At 70.3% G+C, this 18,211-nt stretch carries 20 protein-coding genes and 1 tRNA gene; 11 read left to right on the top strand and 10 right to left on the bottom strand.

Going from position 1 to position 18,211, the window contains the following annotated elements; all coding sequences use genetic code 11:
• Positions 1 to 156: 156 nt before the first annotated feature.
• Positions 157 to 1,092: a hydroxymethylbilane synthase gene (gene hemC / locus IA22_RS0126550; protein ID WP_014152341.1), complete on the bottom strand. Its 936-nt coding sequence runs from the start codon at positions 1,090 to 1,092 to the stop codon at positions 157 to 159.
• 394 nt (positions 1,093 to 1,486) lie between these two features.
• Between hemC and IA22_RS0126545 the strand changes: the two genes are divergently transcribed.
• On the top strand, positions 1,487 to 2,302 hold the full coding sequence (locus IA22_RS0126545) for an SAM-dependent methyltransferase (RefSeq protein ID WP_015580145.1): 816 nt from the start codon (positions 1,487 to 1,489) through the stop codon (positions 2,300 to 2,302).
• A 43-nt stretch (positions 2,303 to 2,345) separates the two neighbouring features.
• Here the strand turns inward: IA22_RS0126545 and IA22_RS0126540 are convergent, their stop codons facing one another.
• The gene (locus IA22_RS0126540; RefSeq protein WP_015580144.1) at positions 2,346 to 3,254 is read right to left on the bottom strand and encodes a helix-turn-helix domain-containing protein; all 909 of its coding nucleotides are present in this window, start codon (positions 3,252 to 3,254) and stop codon (positions 2,346 to 2,348) included.
• Between the two features lie 108 nt (positions 3,255 to 3,362).
• Complete coding sequence (locus IA22_RS0126535; RefSeq protein ID WP_015580143.1) at positions 3,363 to 3,599, bottom strand: DUF397 domain-containing protein; 237 nt, start codon at positions 3,597 to 3,599, stop codon at positions 3,363 to 3,365.
• A gap of 202 nt (positions 3,600 to 3,801) precedes the next feature.
• Here IA22_RS0126535 and IA22_RS0126530 point away from each other — a divergent pair, with 202 nt between their 5' ends.
• Positions 3,802 to 4,368, top strand: coding sequence for an ATP-binding protein (locus tag IA22_RS0126530; protein WP_014152345.1), 567 nt, complete (start codon positions 3,802 to 3,804; stop codon positions 4,366 to 4,368).
• On the opposite strand, the gene IA22_RS0126525 is transcribed toward IA22_RS0126530, so the two are convergent.
• Positions 4,326 to 4,958 (bottom strand): SGNH/GDSL hydrolase family protein, encoded by a 633-nt coding sequence (locus IA22_RS0126525; RefSeq protein WP_015580142.1) that lies wholly within the window; start codon positions 4,956 to 4,958, stop codon positions 4,326 to 4,328. The two genes, IA22_RS0126530 and IA22_RS0126525, sit on opposite strands and share 43 nt — an antisense overlap.
• A 104-nt stretch (positions 4,959 to 5,062) precedes the next feature.
• Positions 5,063 to 5,224 (bottom strand): hypothetical protein, encoded by a 162-nt coding sequence (locus IA22_RS37205; protein WP_014152347.1) that lies wholly within the window; start codon positions 5,222 to 5,224, stop codon positions 5,063 to 5,065.
• A gap of 168 nt (positions 5,225 to 5,392) precedes the next feature.
• On the opposite strand from IA22_RS37205, the gene IA22_RS0126515 reads away from it, so the two are divergent.
• Positions 5,393 to 5,465 (top strand) — tRNA-Trp (locus tag IA22_RS0126515).
• 43 nt (positions 5,466 to 5,508) lie between these two features.
• Here IA22_RS0126515 and IA22_RS0126510 read toward each other — a convergent pair.
• Complete coding sequence (locus tag IA22_RS0126510; protein WP_014152348.1) at positions 5,509 to 5,919, bottom strand: organic hydroperoxide resistance protein; 411 nt, start codon at positions 5,917 to 5,919, stop codon at positions 5,509 to 5,511.
• A 108-nt stretch (positions 5,920 to 6,027) separates the two neighbouring features.
• On the opposite strand from IA22_RS0126510, the gene IA22_RS0126505 reads away from it, so the two are divergent.
• The 3 genes from IA22_RS0126505 to IA22_RS0126495 all read left to right on the top strand — a co-directional run bounded on the left by IA22_RS0126505 (position 6,028) and on the right by IA22_RS0126495 (position 8,508).
• The gene (locus IA22_RS0126505) at positions 6,028 to 6,507 is read left to right on the top strand and encodes a MarR family winged helix-turn-helix transcriptional regulator (protein WP_014152349.1); all 480 of its coding nucleotides are present in this window, start codon (positions 6,028 to 6,030) and stop codon (positions 6,505 to 6,507) included.
• Positions 6,508 to 6,616: 109 nt separating this feature from the next.
• Positions 6,617 to 7,447, top strand: a complete 831-nt coding sequence (locus tag IA22_RS0126500) for a PP2C family protein-serine/threonine phosphatase (RefSeq protein WP_015580141.1) — start codon at positions 6,617 to 6,619, stop codon at positions 7,445 to 7,447.
• A gap of 65 nt (positions 7,448 to 7,512) precedes the next feature.
• A complete protein-coding gene (locus IA22_RS0126495) occupies positions 7,513 to 8,508 on the top strand; it encodes an MASE1 domain-containing protein (protein WP_030125070.1) in 996 nt (331 codons plus the stop codon).
• Here IA22_RS0126495 and IA22_RS0126490 read toward each other — a convergent pair.
• Positions 8,505 to 9,797 carry an FAD-binding protein gene (locus IA22_RS0126490; protein ID WP_049799014.1) on the bottom strand — a complete coding sequence of 431 codons (1,293 nt, stop codon included), beginning with the start codon at positions 9,795 to 9,797 and terminating at the stop codon, positions 8,505 to 8,507. The genes IA22_RS0126495 and IA22_RS0126490 overlap by 4 nt on opposite strands.
• A 355-nt stretch (positions 9,798 to 10,152) precedes the next feature.
• Between IA22_RS0126490 and IA22_RS0126485 the strand changes: the two genes are divergently transcribed.
• The 4 genes from IA22_RS0126485 to IA22_RS0126470 all read left to right on the top strand — a co-directional run bounded on the left by IA22_RS0126485 (position 10,153) and on the right by IA22_RS0126470 (position 14,531).
• Entirely contained in the window at positions 10,153 to 10,347 is a 195-nt protein-coding gene (locus IA22_RS0126485) for an antitoxin (protein ID WP_014152353.1), read from the top strand.
• Positions 10,348 to 10,555: 208 nt separating this feature from the next.
• Positions 10,556 to 12,145, top strand: coding sequence for a sigma-70 family RNA polymerase sigma factor (locus IA22_RS0126480; RefSeq protein WP_030125068.1), 1,590 nt, complete (start codon positions 10,556 to 10,558; stop codon positions 12,143 to 12,145).
• A gap of 230 nt (positions 12,146 to 12,375) precedes the next feature.
• Positions 12,376 to 14,118, top strand: a complete 1,743-nt coding sequence (locus tag IA22_RS0126475) for an FUSC family protein (RefSeq protein WP_030125067.1) — start codon at positions 12,376 to 12,378, stop codon at positions 14,116 to 14,118.
• A 35-nt stretch (positions 14,119 to 14,153) separates the two neighbouring features.
• Positions 14,154 to 14,531: a VOC family protein gene (locus IA22_RS0126470; RefSeq protein ID WP_030125066.1), complete on the top strand. Its 378-nt coding sequence runs from the start codon at positions 14,154 to 14,156 to the stop codon at positions 14,529 to 14,531.
• Positions 14,532 to 14,580: 49 nt separating this feature from the next.
• Here the strand turns inward: IA22_RS0126470 and IA22_RS0126465 are convergent, their stop codons facing one another.
• From IA22_RS0126465 to IA22_RS0126455, 3 genes are all read right to left on the bottom strand, one after another.
• Entirely contained in the window at positions 14,581 to 14,922 is a 342-nt protein-coding gene (locus tag IA22_RS0126465) for a hypothetical protein (RefSeq protein ID WP_014152357.1), read from the bottom strand.
• Positions 14,923 to 14,957: 35 nt separating this feature from the next.
• Positions 14,958 to 16,481, bottom strand: coding sequence for a cytochrome c oxidase subunit I (locus tag IA22_RS0126460; RefSeq protein WP_030125065.1), 1,524 nt, complete (start codon positions 16,479 to 16,481; stop codon positions 14,958 to 14,960).
• Positions 16,482 to 16,691: 210 nt separating this feature from the next.
• On the bottom strand, positions 16,692 to 17,243 hold the full coding sequence (locus IA22_RS0126455; RefSeq protein WP_014152359.1) for a glycoside hydrolase family 25 protein: 552 nt from the start codon (positions 17,241 to 17,243) through the stop codon (positions 16,692 to 16,694).
• Between IA22_RS0126455 and IA22_RS0126450 the strand changes: the two genes are divergently transcribed.
• Positions 17,230 to 18,090 (top strand): NADPH-dependent F420 reductase, encoded by an 861-nt coding sequence (locus tag IA22_RS0126450; RefSeq protein ID WP_258395878.1) that lies wholly within the window; start codon positions 17,230 to 17,232, stop codon positions 18,088 to 18,090. The genes IA22_RS0126455 and IA22_RS0126450 overlap by 14 nt on opposite strands.
• The last annotated feature ends 121 nt before the right edge of the window (positions 18,091 to 18,211 follow it).

Here is an 18,211-nt window from a genome sequence, read left to right as displayed (position 1 = left end):
ACGGGCACCTCCGGCGCGCAATCGGGTGCCACCCCGGGACGGGCCGCCCGGCCCGGCAGCGTCCCCTCGATGCCCGTGCCCCTCTGCCGTACGCACCCGGGCAGCGCCTTCGACGTGGCGAGGCCGCCCGGGCCGCGCTGTCCCCGAGACCTCGGTTCAGTGCGCGATGGAGTCGATCAGCTCGCGTGCTCCCTGCCGCAGCAGGGACACGGCCACGGAGGTCCCGAGCGTGGCGGGGTCGAGCGGACCGGCCCATTCGTGGGCGTTGAGGACCGTCTTGCCGTCGGGGGTGAACACGCAGGCGCGCAGCGAGAGGTCACCGTTGCGGTGAGCCGTGGCGTAGCCGGCGATCGGCGAGTTGCAGTGGCCCTGCAGGACGTGGAGGAACATGCGCTCCGCCGTGATCTCCCGATAGGTCCCCGGATGGTTGAGCGCGCCGACGGCCTCGATAGTCGCCGTGTCGTCCTCACGGCACTGCAGGGCGAGCACACCCGCGCCGATCGGGGGGCACATCGTCTCCGGGGCGAGGATGTCGCTGATCACGTCGGGCCGGCCGATGCGGTGGAGACCGGCGACGGCCAGGAGCAGCGCGTCGGCCTCTCCCGCGGCCAGTTTCGCCAGCCGCCGGTTGGCGTTGCCCCGGAAAGGGACACAGTCCAGGTGGGGGTGGGAGGAGGCGAGTTGTGCTGTCCGGCGGACGGACGACGTGCCGATGCGGGTGCCTTCGGGGAGCTGCTCGAGGGTGAGTCCGTCCGGGTGGACGAGGGCGTCACGGATGTCGTCGCGTTCGAGGAACGCCGCGAACGTCGTGCCGGCGGGCAGGGGGCGGTCGGCGGGGATGTCCTTGACGCAGTGGACGGCCAGGTCCGCCTCCCCTGCGAGCAGGGCGGCGTCGACCTCCTTGGTGAAGGCACCCTTGCCTTCGACCTTGGAGAGATCGCCCAGCCACTTGTCGCCCGTGGTCCGGACGGGGACGACCTCGGTGACGGTGTCGGGGTGGAGGGCCGCGAGGCCGGCCCTGACGCGCTCGACCTGAGCCAGGGCCATGGGCGAGTCGCGGGAGACGATGCGGATCAGCTCGGGAGCGGACATGGGGTCACGATAGACCGCCGGGCGGGAACGGCGATCGTGCGACGCGGTAAGGGCATTGTTTTCCGGACCGCCCCAGCACTGTCCAGGAGCGAAGTCCTACGCCGATTTCCAGCCGCGTTGGAACATGGCTCCGCACGACTGCGGCCGGAGTCCCGAACTCGGCTTCTCAACTGACAATAGGCCTCCCATCAGGCACCGTTGACGATTCATCAACCCGGCTCGGTCGTCTTCGAGGCCGTGGGCCAGGCAGGACGGGCATTCCACCATCGGACTCATGTGGCCGGTTCGACACCCCGCACCCTTGCCTCACTCCCCCGAGGGCTGTCTGCCACCCGGCGAGATCCCTAGCATGACCCCACACCGACTTCACTCTCTTTGAACCGCGAGGGGCTGGATGAGCCACGGGGACACCTCCATTCCGAAGAACATCGACGTGAACGTGCCGAGCGTCGCGCGGATGTACGACTACTACCTGGGTGGCAAGGACAACTACCCGGCCGACCGGGTCGCTTGCGAACACCTGCTGGAGCGTGTGCCGAGCACGAAGGTCCTGGCGGTGAACAACCGGAGATTCCTGCGGCGCGTGGTGCACCACCTGGCCTCCGAGTACGGGATACGCCAGTTCATCGACCACGGGTCCGGCCTGCCCACCCAGGACAACGTCCACCAGGTCGCCCAGCTCGTCGACCCCGGCGCCCGGGTCGTCTACATCGACAACGACCCCATCGTGCTGGCGCACGGCAAGGCCATACTCGAGGAGAACGACCGGACCGCGGTCATCCAGGCGGACATGCGGGACACGGAGGGAATCCTCGCTCACCCGGAGGTGGTTCGGCTCATAGACTTCGACGAGCCGGTGGCCGCCTTGTTCGTGTCGGTGCTGCACTGCATCCCCGACGAGGACGACCCCGCGGGTCTGGTCCGGCGTGTGGCGGAGCGGCTGGCTCCTGGAAGCTTCCTGGTGGTGTGCCAGCTCGTGAGCGAGGACGCCGCGACCCGCGACTTCGTCACGGACTACATGGCGAAGAGCACGGGGAACCAGTGGGGGCGGGTGCGTCAGCAGGCCGACGTGCACGGCTTCCTGGAAGGCCTCGACGTGCTGGACCCCGGCCTGGTGGAGGTCTCGACGTGGCGGCCGGATTCGGATCTGGCGCCGAAACAGGAGACCGAGGAGTGGATCGAGTTCGGTGGCGTCGCCCGCAAGTGGTGACGTGGATCGCGTGAGACGGGATAAGCGGTGACGGGGCAGGTACTCAGCTGTAGCGCTCGAGTGCCTGCCTCAGCAGGTCCCTGCTCGCGACCGGGCTCGGCGACTGGGCGCTGAGCGAGTCGAGGATCCAGCGGTACTCGTCCGTGCTCTCCTGCTTGTTCACGGACGTGGCATTGGTCAGGTGCTCGATGTAGGCGACATCGGGAAGCCCGTCCATCGCGAACCGCAGATACGTGATCCCGTTGCCCGGAGAGGTGTGGGCGGTCACCTCGAAAGGTGCCACCTGCACGATCACATGGGGCAGCTGAGTCATCTCCAGCAGGTGGACCAGTTGCTCACGCATCACCCGGGCACCACCCGTGGGACGCATCAGCACCGCCTCGTCCAGCAGCACCCAGAGCTTGGGCGCATCGCGTCGCTGCAGCAACTGCTGGCGCCTGAGCCTCAGTTCGACGCGACGCCGGGTGATCTCCTCCGATTCGAGGGCATGCCCGGAACGCACCACCGCGTATGCGTAGTCGGCTGTCTGCAGAAGCCCCGGAACGTAATGCCCCTCATAGGTACGGATGGACGCGGCGGCCTCCTCCAGACCGACCAGCGGCTCGAACCAGTCCGGCAGCACGTCGGCGTAGTTGCGCCACCACCCGCGCTGCCCCGCCCTCCGCACCAGGTCGATGAACTCCGCCGTTCTGGCCGGATCGGTCACGCCGTACAGCGCGAGAAGATCGGCGGCGTCGCGCTCCTTGCACGGGGAGTGCCCGGTCTCCATCCGGCTGATCTTGGCCGTCGAGCACCTGATCCGGTCGGCGGCGACATCCGGGGTGATGCCGGCCTCGCCACGCATACGCCGCAGCTGCGCGCCCAGTACCAGGCGTAACGCCGTGGGGCTCGCCCCCGTGGCCGAGGCGAGCGTCGGCTTCCGGGACGGCTGAAGCGGTTCGATGCCGGGCATGCGGACTCCTGAGGACGGGCGTCGTGACGCCAGTGTGCCATCAGAAGGCCCGGGCAGGCCCGGCCGTTGCGAGAGTTCCGTGTCTTTTCGGCCTGCCCTGGGGCGAGTTCAGCCGGCCATGGTGTCGAAGTCGCCGTCCCTGACGCCCGCGAGGAAGGCCCGCACCTCGTCCCCCGTGTACACGAGGGCGGGGCCGTCGGGGAACCTGGAGTTGCGGACGGCCACCTCACCGCCGGGCAGCAGCGCCATCTCCACGCAGTTCCCGCTGGGGTTGCTGTGGTGGCTCTTCCTCCACTCCACGCCGGAAAGGGAGTTGGCGGGGACGCCGTTGTCGAAGTGCTGCATGCGGTCCATTCCTTCTCGTCGTGCTGGTCACGTCCTGGTGCGACACCGGGGCCCGCGCAGGGTGAACAGGTGTCCCTGGCTCACACCCCTGGGTGCAATTCCGGATGCAATTGCACTGCATGCACGGACGGCGAGGATACTAGTGGTCGTCCGGACCTCACGACACCACGAACCGGCCTTCAGCGGAGGGTGATCAGCGCTCATGCACGAGGAGAACACGCCACGTCACGGAGCGGCAGCTCTCCCGCCCCGTCCGGCCTCCGGCGGTGCGGATCCGCATGAGGAACTGGCACGGGATCTCGGCATCGACGCTCCTGGGTTCACCACGCGCGGCCTGGGCGCGGACCCTGAAAGCCTCCGGCAGGCGCGGGCGTTCGTCCGGGACGCGCTCGAGTGCTGGGGCCTGGGCTCGTGCGCGGACGACGTGACCCTCGTGGCGGGCGAGCTCGTGAGCAACGCGGTCTGTCACGGAATCCAGCCCACGGAGGAGCACCCCGAGCTCCCGACGGCCCGGCTGGGACTGGCCTGCCAGGACGGGGCGCTGGTCTGCGCGGTGAACGATTCGAGCCCCGAGGTACCCGTGCTGCGCAGGGCTGAGGACTGGCTGGAGCGGGGCAGGGGCCTGCGCATCATCGACGCGCTGAGCAGCTCATGGGGCTGGTCACGGCCCACCGTGGCGGGCAAGACCGTCTGGGCGGTGATTCCGGTCCTGCTGGGACCCGCGCTTCACAGCCCCACCAGCGCGGTCCAGGCCTCCGCCAGGAGGTAGTGCCCGAGGGGAGTCGGATGGATTCCGTCACCGGCGATCGACTCGGGGCCGCCGGCGGCACGCGCCGCCTGGTTGAGCAGGCCGTCAGCCGCCAGCAGTGCGGCGTCGAACTCCTCGGCCAGCCGTCGGACGGTCTGGATCCTGGGGTCGAGGTCCTCCCGCCAGGCCCACTGCTCGTCCCGTACCGGCACGAGGAAGGGCTCGACGAGGATCAGCTGGGCGCCGGTCGCGTCCCGGACCTGGGTGAGGACGGCACGGTAGTCGTCCTCGTACGCGCGCACCGAGGTGACGGTTCCGGAGTCGTAGCGGCGCCAGGTGTCGTTCACGCCGATCAGGACCGACACGACGTCCGGCCGGAGGTCCAGCGCGTCGCCACGCCAACGGGCACGCATGTCCGCGACCCCGTCGCCGGCGACTCCTCGGTTCAGGAAGGTGATGCCGGAGTCCGGCCTGGCGGACCTCACGGACTCGGCGGCCATCCGGACGTAGCCGTTGCCCAGTGGGCAGTCCCGTTCCGCCAGCCTGCCCACCTCGGTGATGCTGTCGCCCTGGAACAGGACGGTGGCTGAGTGGTGCAGGCTGACGGTCACGCGGCACTCCGAACGGTAGGGAACCGGTACGCGGTGATCCTGCCCCTGGGAACCCGTCATGATCCGCACCCTTACGGTGCGGGCCGGGCCGGGGCGTAACGCACTCAGCGGGCCGCGGCCGGGGCGCGGACCGCGCTGAAGTCGAGCGCGCTCTCCACCTCGAGCAGGGTCTCCTCGGCCACCCGCCGCACCTCGGCCGGGACGTCGCCTTGTTCCTCCACCAGACCGGCGTAGATCGGTGCGTCGGATGCCTCTGTGGAACTCACGTGAAACTGCCTATCGATCGGTTATGCCCGCCAATCAGCGGAAACGGGAGCCGAGTGTACGCGTCGCGTCCGGAGCTCCGGGGGGCGGTCCCCGGGAAACGGGTCGCACCCACCCGAAAACGGGTTGTCAGGGATCACGGCGGCTGCGAGGCTGATCACACCGACCGAAGGGGTGTAGCTCAGAGGCCAGAGCGCCGGTCTCCAAAACCGGATGCCGCAGGTTCGACTCCTGTCTCCCCTGCAGGATCGGCTCCCCGCCCGCACAGGGCGGGGAGCCTGCTCCGCTACTCGATCACGAGCTCCACGTCGATGTTGCCCCGCGTGGCCTTCGAGTACGGGCAGTAGGCGTGCGTCGCCTCGACCAGACGCCGTCCGGTCTCCCCTTCCAGGGCCTCGGGCAGCTCGACGCGCATGACGACCGCGAGGCCGAACCCGGAGTCGTCCTTGCCGATCGAGACCTCGGCCGTCACGGAGACGTCCTTGGTGTCGACCTTCATCTCGCGGGCGACGGAGCTCATCGCACTGGCGAAGCACGCGGCGTATCCGGCGGCGAAGAGCTGCTCCGGGTTGGTGCCCTTCCCGTCGCCCCCGAGGGCCGGCGGCAGAGCGAGCGCGAGGTCGATCTGTCCGTCCGAGCTCACTGCCCGGCCTTCACGGCCGTTCGCGGTGGCGGCAGCGGTGTAGAGCGCGTCCATGGGTGACCTTCTCTCGTACGACGGTGACCGCGGACCGATCACCCCCAAAGAGTTGCACACAATTCAATTGCGCACAACTTAATCGCGGGCGCAGGCTATCCTGGATCCATGACGCCGACACCGCCCCCCGCACCCGCTCCGTCCGAGCCGGCGGACTCCGAGCTGCTCAAGCTGGACCACCAGGTCTGCTTCTCGCTGCAGGCGGCCTCCCGAGCCTTCGGGGGCGTCTACCGGGAAGCGCTCCGGGACCTAGGCCTCACCTACCCCCAGTACCTGGCCATGATGGTGCTGTGGGAGCACGGTTCACTGCCGGTCAAAACGATCGGCGAGCGGCTCCACCTCGACTCGGGAACGCTGTCGCCCCTGCTGAAACGGCTGGAGTCGGCCGGTCTCGTCAGGCGTGAGCGCAGCCCTCAGGACGAGCGCTCGGTCACGGTCCACCTCACGGACGCCGGGTCGGAGCTGCGCGGGCGCGCGCTCTCCGTCCCCCGGACGATCCTCCGGGCCACGGGGCTGTCGGTACAGGAGATCCTGGCCCTCCAGGAGACGCTGGGGCGCCTCACGGCATCGCTGGGCAAGGCCGGCTGACCCGCCGGGCAGCTCCGCCCACGCCCCGGGCCCGGGCCGTCCGCACAGCGCTCGCGGGCGTTGCGACGCCGAAATATGATGCAGGAACTATCGCAACGCGGAGCGGCCCATGAACCGGCGTCGAACTCCCCGGTCGGCCAGCGCCGAGGACTTGCTCAGCACACTGCAGCACCTCACTGCCCGCGCCCGGCAGGAGGTGCAGCTGCACCAGGCCCGCGTGGAACTCGCCCAGGCGCTTCAACGCGACATGCTGCCCGCGACACTGCCGTCCTTCCCCGGGCTCCGGACCGCGGCCCGCTACGCTCCCGCGCGCGACGGGCTGGACATCGGCGGGGACTGGTACGACGGCTTCCTGCTGCCGGACGGTGCCCTCGGCCTGGCCATAGGCGACGTCCAGGGGCATGACGTGGAGGCTGCCGCCTTCATGGGGCAGATCCGGATCGCCATGCGTGCCATCGCCAGCTCGACGTCCGATCCGGGTGAGGTGATGGGCCGCACGAACGACCTGATCATGTCGATGAACTCCACTCTCTTCGCCACGTGCTCCTTCCTGCGGCTGGATCCGCGGAGCCGGGAGCTGCGCAGCGCCCGCGCCGGTCATGTCGCCTCCGTGTGGGCGACGGCCGACGGGCATTCGGGAGTCACCGCCGACGCGGGCGGCCTTCCGCTCGGTATCGAGCCTCATCAGCACTACCCGGTCGCCCGGCGCGACCTGGACGTGACCGGCTCGTTCGTCCTGCTCACCGACGGAGTCATCGAAGGGCCCTCACTGACGATCGACGACGGCCTGGACCGGATCAGGCGGCTGGTGAGCTCCCACGCCACCGCCGACGCCGAGGACCTGGCGGACCAGGTGCTCAAGGCCGCGGCCCTGACCGGGCACGAGGACGACGCCGCGGTCCTGGTTCTCCGCCACGACGCCGCCGCGGGTCCCGGGTGAGCACCGGGGCCACCTGCCGCGCGTGTCACAGCCACCCGCCGACATGAGCGGTGTCTTATGAGACGGTGATCCGCAGCGAGAAGACCCGACGCCGAGCCGTGCTCGTCCTGCAGATACTGGGCATCACCGCTGTCTACTACGCGTCGGCGCAGCTCGGTCTCCTCCGGCAGGTCGAGGTGCAGGGCTCGGTCGTCACCCCGCTGTGGCCGCCCTCGGGGATCGCCCTCGCCTCGCTGCTCTACCTGGGCCTGCGGATCTGGCCCGCGATCGCGGCGGGTGCGCTGCTCACGATCATGTCGATCACCGACTCGCTCACCCTCTGGGGAGTCGCTGTCGCGGCGGGCAGCACGCTGGCCCCCGTCTGCTCCTTCCTCGCCCTGCGCGCCGTGGGTTTCCGCGCGCAGCTGGACCGGCTGCGCGACGGCGTCGCCCTGGTCTTCCTGGGGGCCCTGGGCGGCATGGTCATCAGCGCGACCACGGGCACGGGGGTCCAGGTGCTGAGCGGCGGCCAGTCGGCCTCGCAGTTCTGGCCGGTCTGGGCGGCCTGGTGGGCGGGAGACGCCATGGGGGTGCTCATGGTCACCCCGCTGCTGCTCGTCCTGCACAAGGTGCGTCTGCCCCGGATGGACGACCGGTGGGCGGAGGCGCTGGCGCTCGCCGTCGTCGCGGTCACGTCGGCGGCGATCGCGACCAGGAGTCCACTGTCCATGATCTACCTCCTCTTTCCGGTGCTCGTCTGGGCGGCTCTCCGCTTCCAGCTGGCCGGAAGCGCCCCCTGTGCCCTGCTGATGTCCGTCATGGCGATCGTCGCCGGCACCGACGGGGTGGGACCGTTTGCCGACCACTCGGTGCTCGAGGTGATGCTCAACCTCTGCATCCTCAACGGCTGTGTGGCCCTCACCGCGCTCCTCCTCGCCGCCATCGTCACCGAGCACAACAACATCCGTCACGAGACGGAGCTGGCCTGCGAGGAGCTGGCGGCCCTCGTGGAGCAGCTCTCGCCCGGTCCGTCGCCGGAGGGCGGGCCCGACGGGCCCCGGCACGGGTGGGACGGCGCTTAGCCGCCCGTGCGCGGGAAGTGGCGTGCCAGGAAGTCGTTGCGGAACGTCCCGGTCGGATCGAACCGTTCGGTCAGCCGCTCGAAGTCGGCGTAGTGGTCGTAGAGCTCCCGGAGCACGCCGGGCGGTGTGGTGAAGACCTTGCCCCAGTGCGGCCTGGCGGCGAACGGGGCGAGTGCCTCCTCGACGGCCCCCAGGACGGGCGTCACCGCCGCCGTGTCGGGGACCCAGGTGAAGTGGAACGCCACGGAGTCCCTTCCCTGGGCGGGGCTGAGCCAGAGGTCGTCGGCGGCCACGGTCCGGATCTCCCCGATCTGGAGCAGCGGCGCGAAGTCCTGCCGGATCCGGTCGAGGGCCTCGTAGGCGGCGACGGCGTCCTGACGGGCGACGAAGTACTCGGACTGCAGCTCGTCCCCGTTGCTCGGGGTGAATTCGAGCCGGAAGTGCGGCAGCCTGGCGTGCCACGGTCCCGGGACGCCCTGCTGCTCCGTGCAGTGTTCGGCCGCCACGCCGGGCACCGGGTGCCTCGGCCCCCGTGCGAGAGTCGAGCCGTGCCAACGGTGCGGGGCCGTTCCGGGGGTGCCGGGCCCGACACGCCGTTTGAGCCAGACCTGATCGATCGGGCCACCGTGCCAGCCGGTGAAGAGACTGACGCTGTACGCCTCGGACATCACCTCGTCGAAACGGCCGAGCAGCTCTTCCTGCGGGAGCCCTTCGTACACCCACTGCTGGATCTCGAACGCGGGCACGAGGTCGAGGGTCAGCCGGGTCACGACTCCGAGCGCGCCCAGGGAGACCACGGAACCGGGGAAGTCCGCGTCGCCCCGCTCCAGGGTCCTGACGCTGCCGTCGGCGGTGACGAGCTCGAGTGCTCGGACAGCTCCCGCGAGTGCGCGGTTGCCCACCCCGGAACCGTGGGTGCCCGTCGCGCACGCGCCCGCCACGGAGATGTGGGGCAGCGAGCCCAGATTGTGCAGGGCGAGCCCGCTCCGGTGCAGTGTGCCGGTCAGCTCCCCGAAGCGCATGCCCGCGCTCACCGTCGCGGTACGGGCCTCAGTGTCGATCTCGACGGATCGGGGCAGACCAGCCACGGATATGAGCGCGCCGTGGGTGTCGGCGACGGTGTTGAAGGAGTGGCCGGTGCCCAGCGCTCTGACGGCCGTCCCTGCGGACACGAGCTCCTGGAGCTCGGTGATCGAAGCGGGTGTGTGCAGCTGCTTCGCACCGAAGGCGATGTTGCCGGCCCAGTTCGTCCGGCGGGCGGAGAGGCCGTGCTCCGAGTGATCGATCATGGCTACGGAGCTTACGCTCCGGCCGTCCTCGGGCTCGGTGCCTGCGCCCCGCACCGCCGACGGCGTGGCTCGTCGATATCGTGCCGGATCAGTACGGAAGCGGTCGGCCGGACGGTGTTCGCAGGTCCAGCGGGGGCGGCCCCGTGGGGGGCTGCGGACGGCGGACGATTTGGATGCGGCCCACGGCCACCACCTCCTCCTGGTAACCCGATAGATGCCCATCCAGGCGCCCTTCACACGTGCGGTGCTCCTCGGGCCGTTCACGGACCTGCCGGCGCCCGCTCGCGGATGCGGAGCGGGCGATGTGCGGTGACCCTGGACACGCGGGGGGAAACCGACGCGAGGAGGATCCGCCATGTCCGCGCTGGACAAGATCAAGAAGATGCTCAAGGGCCACGAGGACCAGGCCGGAAAGGGCATCGACAAGGCCGGCGACATGGTCGACGACCGGACGCAGGGCAAGTACAGCAAGCACGTCGACACCGGCCAGGACAAGCTGAAGCAGCAGCTCGGCTCGGATCGCGACCGGAACGACCCGCCCCGCGCCTGATTACGGAGAACCGCTGACCCGCCGCCCGCGCCCGACCCGGTGCCGGGCCCGGCGACCGCCCACGCGTCGACGGGCCCGGCACTCCGCGTGTACGGAACCGGGAGCGGATTATCGAGCACTCGACCGAATTCCTGTTATCGTCCCCGCCGCACAGCGTCTCCCGAGTGTGGGAAGTGACGTAACAGGACCCCGGAAGAGTGAGCACAGCATGGGCGAGACACGCGAGACGGCGTTGATCAAGGCCGCGCAGAAGGGCGACCCCGAGGCGCAGGACCGGCTTGTGGCGTCCTACCTGCCGCTCGTGTACAACATCGTCGGCCGCGCGCTGAACGGTCACGCCGACGTGGACGACGTGGTCCAGGACAGCGTGCTGCGGATGATCCGTGGCCTGCCCTCGCTGCGCACCCCGAAGAGCTTCCGCTCCTGGCTCGTGGCCATCACCATGAACGAGATCCGTGGGCACTGGCGCGAGCGCAGCACGGGCGGAATGTCCGCGGACCCCCTTCAGGACGCGTACGACGTCGTGGATCCCGCGGCCGACTTCGTCGAGCTGACGATCGTGCGTCTCGGTCTGACCGGCCAGCGCCGGGAAGCCGCCGAGGCGACGCGGTGGCTGGACGACGACGACCGCGAGCTGGTGTCGCTGTGGTGGCTGGAGACGGCGGGGGAACTGTCCCGGGCGGAGGTCGCGAGCGCTCTCGACCTCTCACCGCAGCACACCGCGGTTCGCGTGCAGCGGATGAAGGAGCGGCTGGAGGCCGCCCGGGTGGTGGTGCGCGCTCTGGCGGCCGACCCTCGCTGCGTGCTGCTCGAAGACCTCACGGTCCGCTGGGACGGGGTGCCGTCCGCGCTGTGGCGCAAGCGCCTGGCACGCCACGCCCGTGAGTGCACCGTGTGCGCGGGTCACCGGTCGGGGCTGGTCCCGGCGGAGGGCCTGCTGGTGGGACTCGCGCTGGTCCCCGTGGCGGCGTCCTTCGCAGGCACGTCGGAGCAACTCCTGCCGACGGCCTTCCTCCCCGCGACGGCGGCCGCCGCCGGACCCGGGCGGGCAGAGCGCCGACGGGACAGTGCACGGCGACGACGTCGCACGACGGTCGTGGCCGGACTGGCGGCGGTGGCCGTCCTGGGAGGCGGCGGGGCCGCGGTACACCTCTACACGGACGACACGGACGAGGACGCGGCCACCGCCGTAGCCCCGCTCGACGGCCCGTCGGCACCGGTGAGCACCGCGTCCTCCCCGTCCGCGGCACCCTCCTCCGCCTCTCCGACGCCGTCGTCGGCCTCGCCGTCACCGTCCGCGACCCCGTCCCCGTCCAGGAGCCGGAGCGCCACCGCAACCGCCACACCGGAGAAGACGCGGAAACCGAGCACACCGTCCTCGAAACCGATGGCCGCTCCGGAGGCCTCGTCGGCCCCCTCGGTGGCCGACGAGGTCATCGCCCTGGTCAACACCGAGCGGGCGAAGGAGGGCTGCGGTGCCGTCAGCGGAAACGGTCTGCTGGCCAAGGCGGCGTCGGACCATTCCGCGGACATGGTGGCGCGGGACTACTTCTCGCACACCTCACCGGACGGCACGGACCCGGGCGCGCGCATCACCGCCGCCGGGTACCGCTGGAGCACGTACGGCGAGAACATAGCGAAGGGCCAGCAGACGGCCGAGTCGGTGATGGACGCCTGGATGAACAGCGAGGGGCACCGGGCGAACATCCTCAACTGCGCCTTCAAGGAGCTCGGTGTCGGCAGGGTGGATTCGTCCGGGGGGCCCGTGTGGACCCAGAACTTCGGCACCGCGCTCTGACGCCGGCAGTCCGGGGAACCGTCACACCGTGGAAACGAGCAGGTAGCACCTTCTCCACGTGAGGCATGCAGGCTGGGACCGAGCCCAGGCCGAAGGCGTCCGCAGGCGACAGTCGTCCTCCCCCAGCGGACTGGAGCACGGTGCCCACGCCCCCATTTCCCGCCACTCGGTTTCCTCCCTGGCTCGCGCACGTCCTGCGTGCCCAGCGCGGCCCCGTCCCGTGGAGCGCCGTGCTGCGGGGCGCGCTGGCCGCCGTGCCACTGCTGCTGTCGGTGCTCGCCGAGCGGCCGACCGCCGGTGTTCCCGCGGCGCTGGGCGCGATGCTGGCCGGCATCAACGACCGGCCCGGCAGCCGCCGGGCCTCGGTCGCCCGGCTGGGTCTGCCGGCTCTGGCGGGCTCGGCCGGTCTGCTCTGCGGATCGGTAGTCGCGGAGACGGTCGGCGACGGCCGCTCCCTCGTCGTCGTGCCGCTCGTGTTCGGACTGCTGGGGCTGGGTGCCGGGGCGATCAGCTCGACGGGGCCGGTCGCGTCCGCGTGCGGCACCCAGGTGCTCGTCGCGGTCGTGATCGGGGCCGGCATGCCGTTGCCGGAGCCCGGTCCGGTGCGCGCACTGCTGTTCCTGGCCGGTGCGGGGTGGCTCCTCCTGCTCCGGCTGGTCCTGCCCTCGCCGGGTGGGCGCCGCAGCGGACCGTACGCGCTCGACGGGGAACGCGAGGCCGTGGCCGCGGTCTACGAAGCCGTGGCGGGGCTCCTGCTGGCCGCGGGCAGCCCGGGGGCCCGGGCGGGGCGGACCGCGCTGAGCGCCACGCTCGACCAGGCCCAGGATGCTCTGTCGGGCCCACGGCTGCGGCGCCGTGCCGGTTCCGCGGCGGAGCGCCGGCTCCACGCCCGGTACGCGGCGGCTCTTCCCCTGGCAGAGGCGGCGACCGCATTGGCCTGGGCCGGCGTCACGCTGCCTGTCAGGTTTTCGGAAGGGCCGCGCAGGCTGGCGGCCGCCGTACGGTCCGGAGTGCCCTGCGGGCCCCTCCCGGCGCCGGCCGGGACGGACGCCGGACTGCGGGCTCTGGACGATGCCCTGCTCCGTGCCGCGGCGGTGTTCGACCGTCCCGCCCGGGTGCCCCCGGGAGAGCGCCCCGGACGCCCGGGCACGTCCGTTCTGCGCCGGGCCTGGAGCGCGGCGGGGCTCGAGTACGGCCTGCGGGTCGCGGTGAGCTGCGCGGCGAGTACGGTCCTGGCGCAGTGGCTGCACCATGAGCACTGGTACTGGCTCCCCGCGACCACCGTCTTCCTCGTCAAGCCCGATCTGGGACCGCTCGCCTCACGGGTGGTGTGCCGGGCGGTGGGAACCGTGGCGGGCGCCGCGGTCTTCGGTGTCCTGGGCGTGCTGTCGTCCGGCCCCTCCGCCCTCGTCGCGACGGTGGCACTCTGCGGCGCCCTCCTTCCGGTGGCGACCCGTCACTTCGCTCTGCAGACCGCGGTGGTCACCGTGCTCGTGCTGTCCCTCGTCCTGCTGGGCGGTGAGCCGGCCGCCTCCTGGGCCCGGGTCGTGGAGTCCCTCCTCGCCTGCGGGACGGTGTTGCTGACAGGCCATCTCCCCCTGCCGGGACGGCGTGGCCACGGCGTCCGGGCGGCTCTCGACACGGCGGTGGGGGCGGCGCACCGCTACCTGGGACATGTCCTGGACGCCCCGGAGGACAAGGCGCTGGGAGGAGCACTCCGCCGCGACGCCTACAGGTCACTGGCGAAGGCCCGTACGGCCATCGATCTGTCGGCGGCCGAACTCCCGTCGGTCTCCCGGCACTCAGCCGGATCCGAAGGGGTCGCCGGCGCCTTGGAACAGCTCATCGACACGACGACGGCGTGTGCGGTGGAGCTCGGGCACCGGGCTGCCGGGCTGCCGGCGGCGCACGCCGAAGTGCTCGCCGCGCATCTGTCGGAACTCGACCGGGCACGGGCGGTTCCCGTCGGCTGAGCGCCTGTCGCGGACCGGCCCCTAGGATGCGGTTCATGATCGCCGAACTGGAGTGTGTCGTGCTGGACTGCGCCGACCCGGCCGGTCTGGCCAGGTTCTACGCAGCCGTGCTGGGCGGGGAGACCGACCGGCCGGACGGACGCTGGGCACGCGGTGAGGACTGGGCGACGGTACACACCCCGGCCGGGCAGGTGTTCTGCTTCCAGCGTGTCCCGGAGTACCGCCCTCCGCTGTGGCCGGATCCCGCCCAGCCCCAGCAGTTCCACCTGGACTTCGCGGTACCCGATCTCGACCGTGCGCACGAGCAGGTGGTCGCCCTCGGGGCGACCGTGCTGGACGAGGGCGACGGTCGCCGGAGCTGGCGTGTCTTCGCCGATCCCGCCGGGCATCCGTTCTGCCTGGTACGACACTGACCCGTACACCCGGACGACGGTCCATGGTGCACGGGTCAGGAACCAGGGGTCAGCGGCTGACCAGCGCCAGGAAGGCGCAGGCACCGCCCATCCCGGCGACGGTCAGGACGGACAGCGCGACGCAGCGGGCCCTCAGCCGCTCGTACCGTTCCGTGTACTCGCCCCGGAGTTCCACCGCGCGTCCGGCGATCCTGGTCAGCGTGTCCCGGCAGAGCTCCACCCGGTCCGCCACGTAGACGCGCTCGACGTCCTCACGCTGCGCGGTGGTCAGCCAGGGCAGGGAGCCCGTGAAACTTCGGGCCTGCCGGCGGGCCTCCTCGACCTCGGCGTTCCAGAGCAGGTAGCCCTCCACCTGAGCCAGGCCCCGGGCGCTCTCCTTGTCCGGCTCCATGCGGTCCTCCTCTCCTCGAACCGTTGGTCTGCGGCCTATTCCTGCTTGTCCCCGGGAGCCACGGTGACGGACTCGTGAGGACGGTTCGTCGCATCCTCGAGGGCGCGGATCGAGGGGTAGTGCAGGTCGAAGGCCGGCGATTCCGAGCGGATACGAGGGAGCGTCAGGAAGTTGTGCCGGGGCGGCGGGCACGACGTCGCCCATTCGAGCGAGCGGCCGTAGCCCCAGGGGTCGTCGACCGTCCAGAAGGTGATCTTCCCGAGCCGCTCGTCCAGCATCTTGCCGGTGAACTTCGGCCACCAGAAGTGGAATCCGGCGAACATCGCGAAGACCACGGTCCCGAAGACCACGTAGTGGAAGTGCGCGACGACGAAGTACGAGTCGGAGACGTGGAAGTCCAGCGGCGGCGAGGCCAGGATCACGCCGGTCAGACCACCGAAGAGGAACGTGACGAGGAAGCCCACCGACCAGAGCATCGGTGTCTCGAAGGACAGCGAACCCTTCCACATCGTGCCGATCCAGTTGAAGAACTTCACCCCGGTCGGCACAGCGATGAGGAACGTCATGAACGAGAAGAACGGCAGCAGCACCCCACCGGTGACATACATGTGGTGCGCCCACACCGTCACCGAAAGGCCGGCGATGGCGATCGTCGCGGCGACCAGCCCGACATAACCGAAGATCGGCTTACGGCTGAACACCGGAATGATCTCGGAAACGATGCCGAAGAACGGCAGCGCGATGATGTACACCTCCGGATGGCCGAAGAACCAGAAGAGGTGCTGCCAGAGCAGTGCGCCGCCGTTGGAGGCGTTGAACACCTGCGCACCGAATTTGCGGTCGGCCTCCAGGGCGAGCAGTGCCGCCGCCAGAACCGGGAAGGCCAGCAGGACCAGGACACCGGTCAGCAGGACGTTCCAGGTGAAGATCGGCATACGGAACATGGTCATGCCGGGCGCGCGCATGCAGATGATCGTGGTGATGAAGTTGACCGAACCGAGGATCGTGCCGAAGCCGGAGAAGGCCAGACCCATGATCCAGAGGTCGCCCCCCACGCCTGGGGACCGAACCGCGTCGGTGAGCGGCGAGTAGGCGAACCAGCCGAAGTCGGCGGCGCCCTGCGGGGTGAGGAAGCCCGCCACCGCGATCAGCGAGCCGAAGAGGTACAGCCAGTACGCGAACATGTTCAGCCGCGGGAACGCGACGTCGGGCGCGCCGATCTGCAGCGGCATGATCCAGTTCGCGAACCCCGCGAACAGCGGCGTCGCGAACATCAGCAGCATGATCGTGCCGTGCATCGTGAAGGCCTGGTTGTACTGCTCGTTCGAGACGATCTGCGTACCGGGACGGGCCAGCTCGGCTCGCATGACGAGTGCCAGGACACCCCCGAGCATGAAGAAGGCGAATGAGGTGCCCAGATACAGCGTGCCGATCGTCTTGTGGTCGGTGGTGGTCAGCCACGTGATGACCACGTTGCCCGGCTGCCGACGCCGTACAGGCAGTTCGTCCTGGTAGGCGTCATCGGCTTCCGCCGATACTGCGGGACCCCTCGTCGTCACTGCGGCACTCCTTCGGTCGACGGCCGGTTGCTGACTCGGCGACCAGGATGGACTCCCCGCGGCGGTACCGCAGGTCATCTCCGTGCGCACTGCACCAGTGGCTGGCAAAGGACACTCCACTGGCGGAAGGGTGTACTGCCCGTGTTGACGGGCGCACCACCGTTCCGGGCACCCGTCCACGGGCTGTCCTGCCGGGCTGTCCTGCCGGGCTCAGGCCTCGGCCCAGGCGCGCAGCGCCTCACGTGACGGGAAGTCGGCGACGTTCTTGTCGAGGGGGTCGTCGGTGTACTGGTGGATACGCCAGTCGGCGTCGATCCGCGGTGCGGCCGCTTTGCCGTAGTCGGCGATCCAGAGCCCGTCGCCGACGTAGGAACTGGTGTCGTGGCCGACCCAGAAGGAGCGGTTGCAGTAGAGCAGGACGCGGCGATGCGGCCTCAGCCTCTTCACCTCCCGGATGAAGCGGTCCTTGTCCGCGCTGCTCGCGCGCGTGCCCTCCCCCGTCCTCTCCCAGTCGACCGCGAGGAGGTCGCCCTCCTTGTCCGGAGTCCTCTCCACGAAGTACTCCGCCTGATCCTTGGCGTGTCCCGGCCAGAGAAAGTGGTAGAAGCCGACGACGCACTCGGCGTCCCGGACGCGTTTCACCTGGCTTCTCAGCCGTGGATTGACGTAGGAGCGGCCCTCGGTGGCCTTGACGAAGACGAAGTCCAGACCGTCCGTGTCGAATTCCGTCTGATAGGCGCTGACATCGATGCCGTGCAGCACGGACACCACCTCCGGGTGGGGCCTTGTGGTTCCGTTTGACACACCCATACCTGCCCACCGGGATCCCCGGCATCCGCCGGACTGCCACAGAATCGATTCGGCACCCGGAATAGTGTCCGCGCCCCCGGGGTTGGTGATCCGGCGAGACCCTTTCAGTCGAGGAACTCCGCATCGGAAGGTCGGATTCATGAAGATCGGCATCATCGGAGCAGGCAACATCGGCGGCAATCTCGTCCGGCGCCTCACGGCGCTGGGTCACGACGTCTCCGTCGCGAACTCGCGCGGTCCCGAGACGCTGAAGGCGCTGGCCGAGGAGACCGGGGCGACGGCGGTCACGGCGTCGGAAGCGGCCAAGGGGGCCCGGATCGTCGTGGTGACCGTGCCTCTCAAGGCCGTCCCTGACCTCCCCTCGGGCCTTCTCGACGGAGCGGCGGACGACGTCGCCGTCATCGACACCGGGAACTACTACCCGCAGCAGCGTGACGGACGTATTCCCGCGATCGAGGACGGGCTGACGGAGAGCCGCTGGACCGAGCAGCAGATCGGGCGTGCCGTGGTGAAGGCGTTCAACGGGACGTATGCCCAGGACATCCTGGACAAGGGCACCCCGCCGGGCACGCCTGGACGGCAGGCCCTTCCGGTGGCCGGTGACGACCCGGCGGCCAAGCAGGCGGTCCGTGACCTGATCGACGAGCTGGGCTTCGACACCGTCGACGCGGGCGGCATCGACGAGTCCTGGCGCCAGCAGCCGGGGACGCCGGTGTACGGGAACCGGGGTGACGCCGTGACCATCACGAAGGCCCTGGCGGACGCGTCCCCCGAGCGCACCGCCGACTGGCGCGCCTGACCGGTGCCGTGCCGCGCCCCGGACGGGGTGCGGCACGGCGCGGTGTGGCGGCATGTGCGCGCTCGGGCCCGGTGTCCTGGACGGTGTTGCGTGTACGACACACTGTCCAACGCACCAGTAT

It is taken from the genome of Kitasatospora papulosa, from assembly GCF_000717245.1.
Taxonomy (GTDB): Bacteria; Actinomycetota; Actinomycetes; order Streptomycetales; family Streptomycetaceae; genus Streptomyces; species Streptomyces papulosus.
The sequence above is the reverse complement of the archived record's forward strand: the minus strand, read 5'-3'. Positions and strand labels throughout refer to the sequence as shown.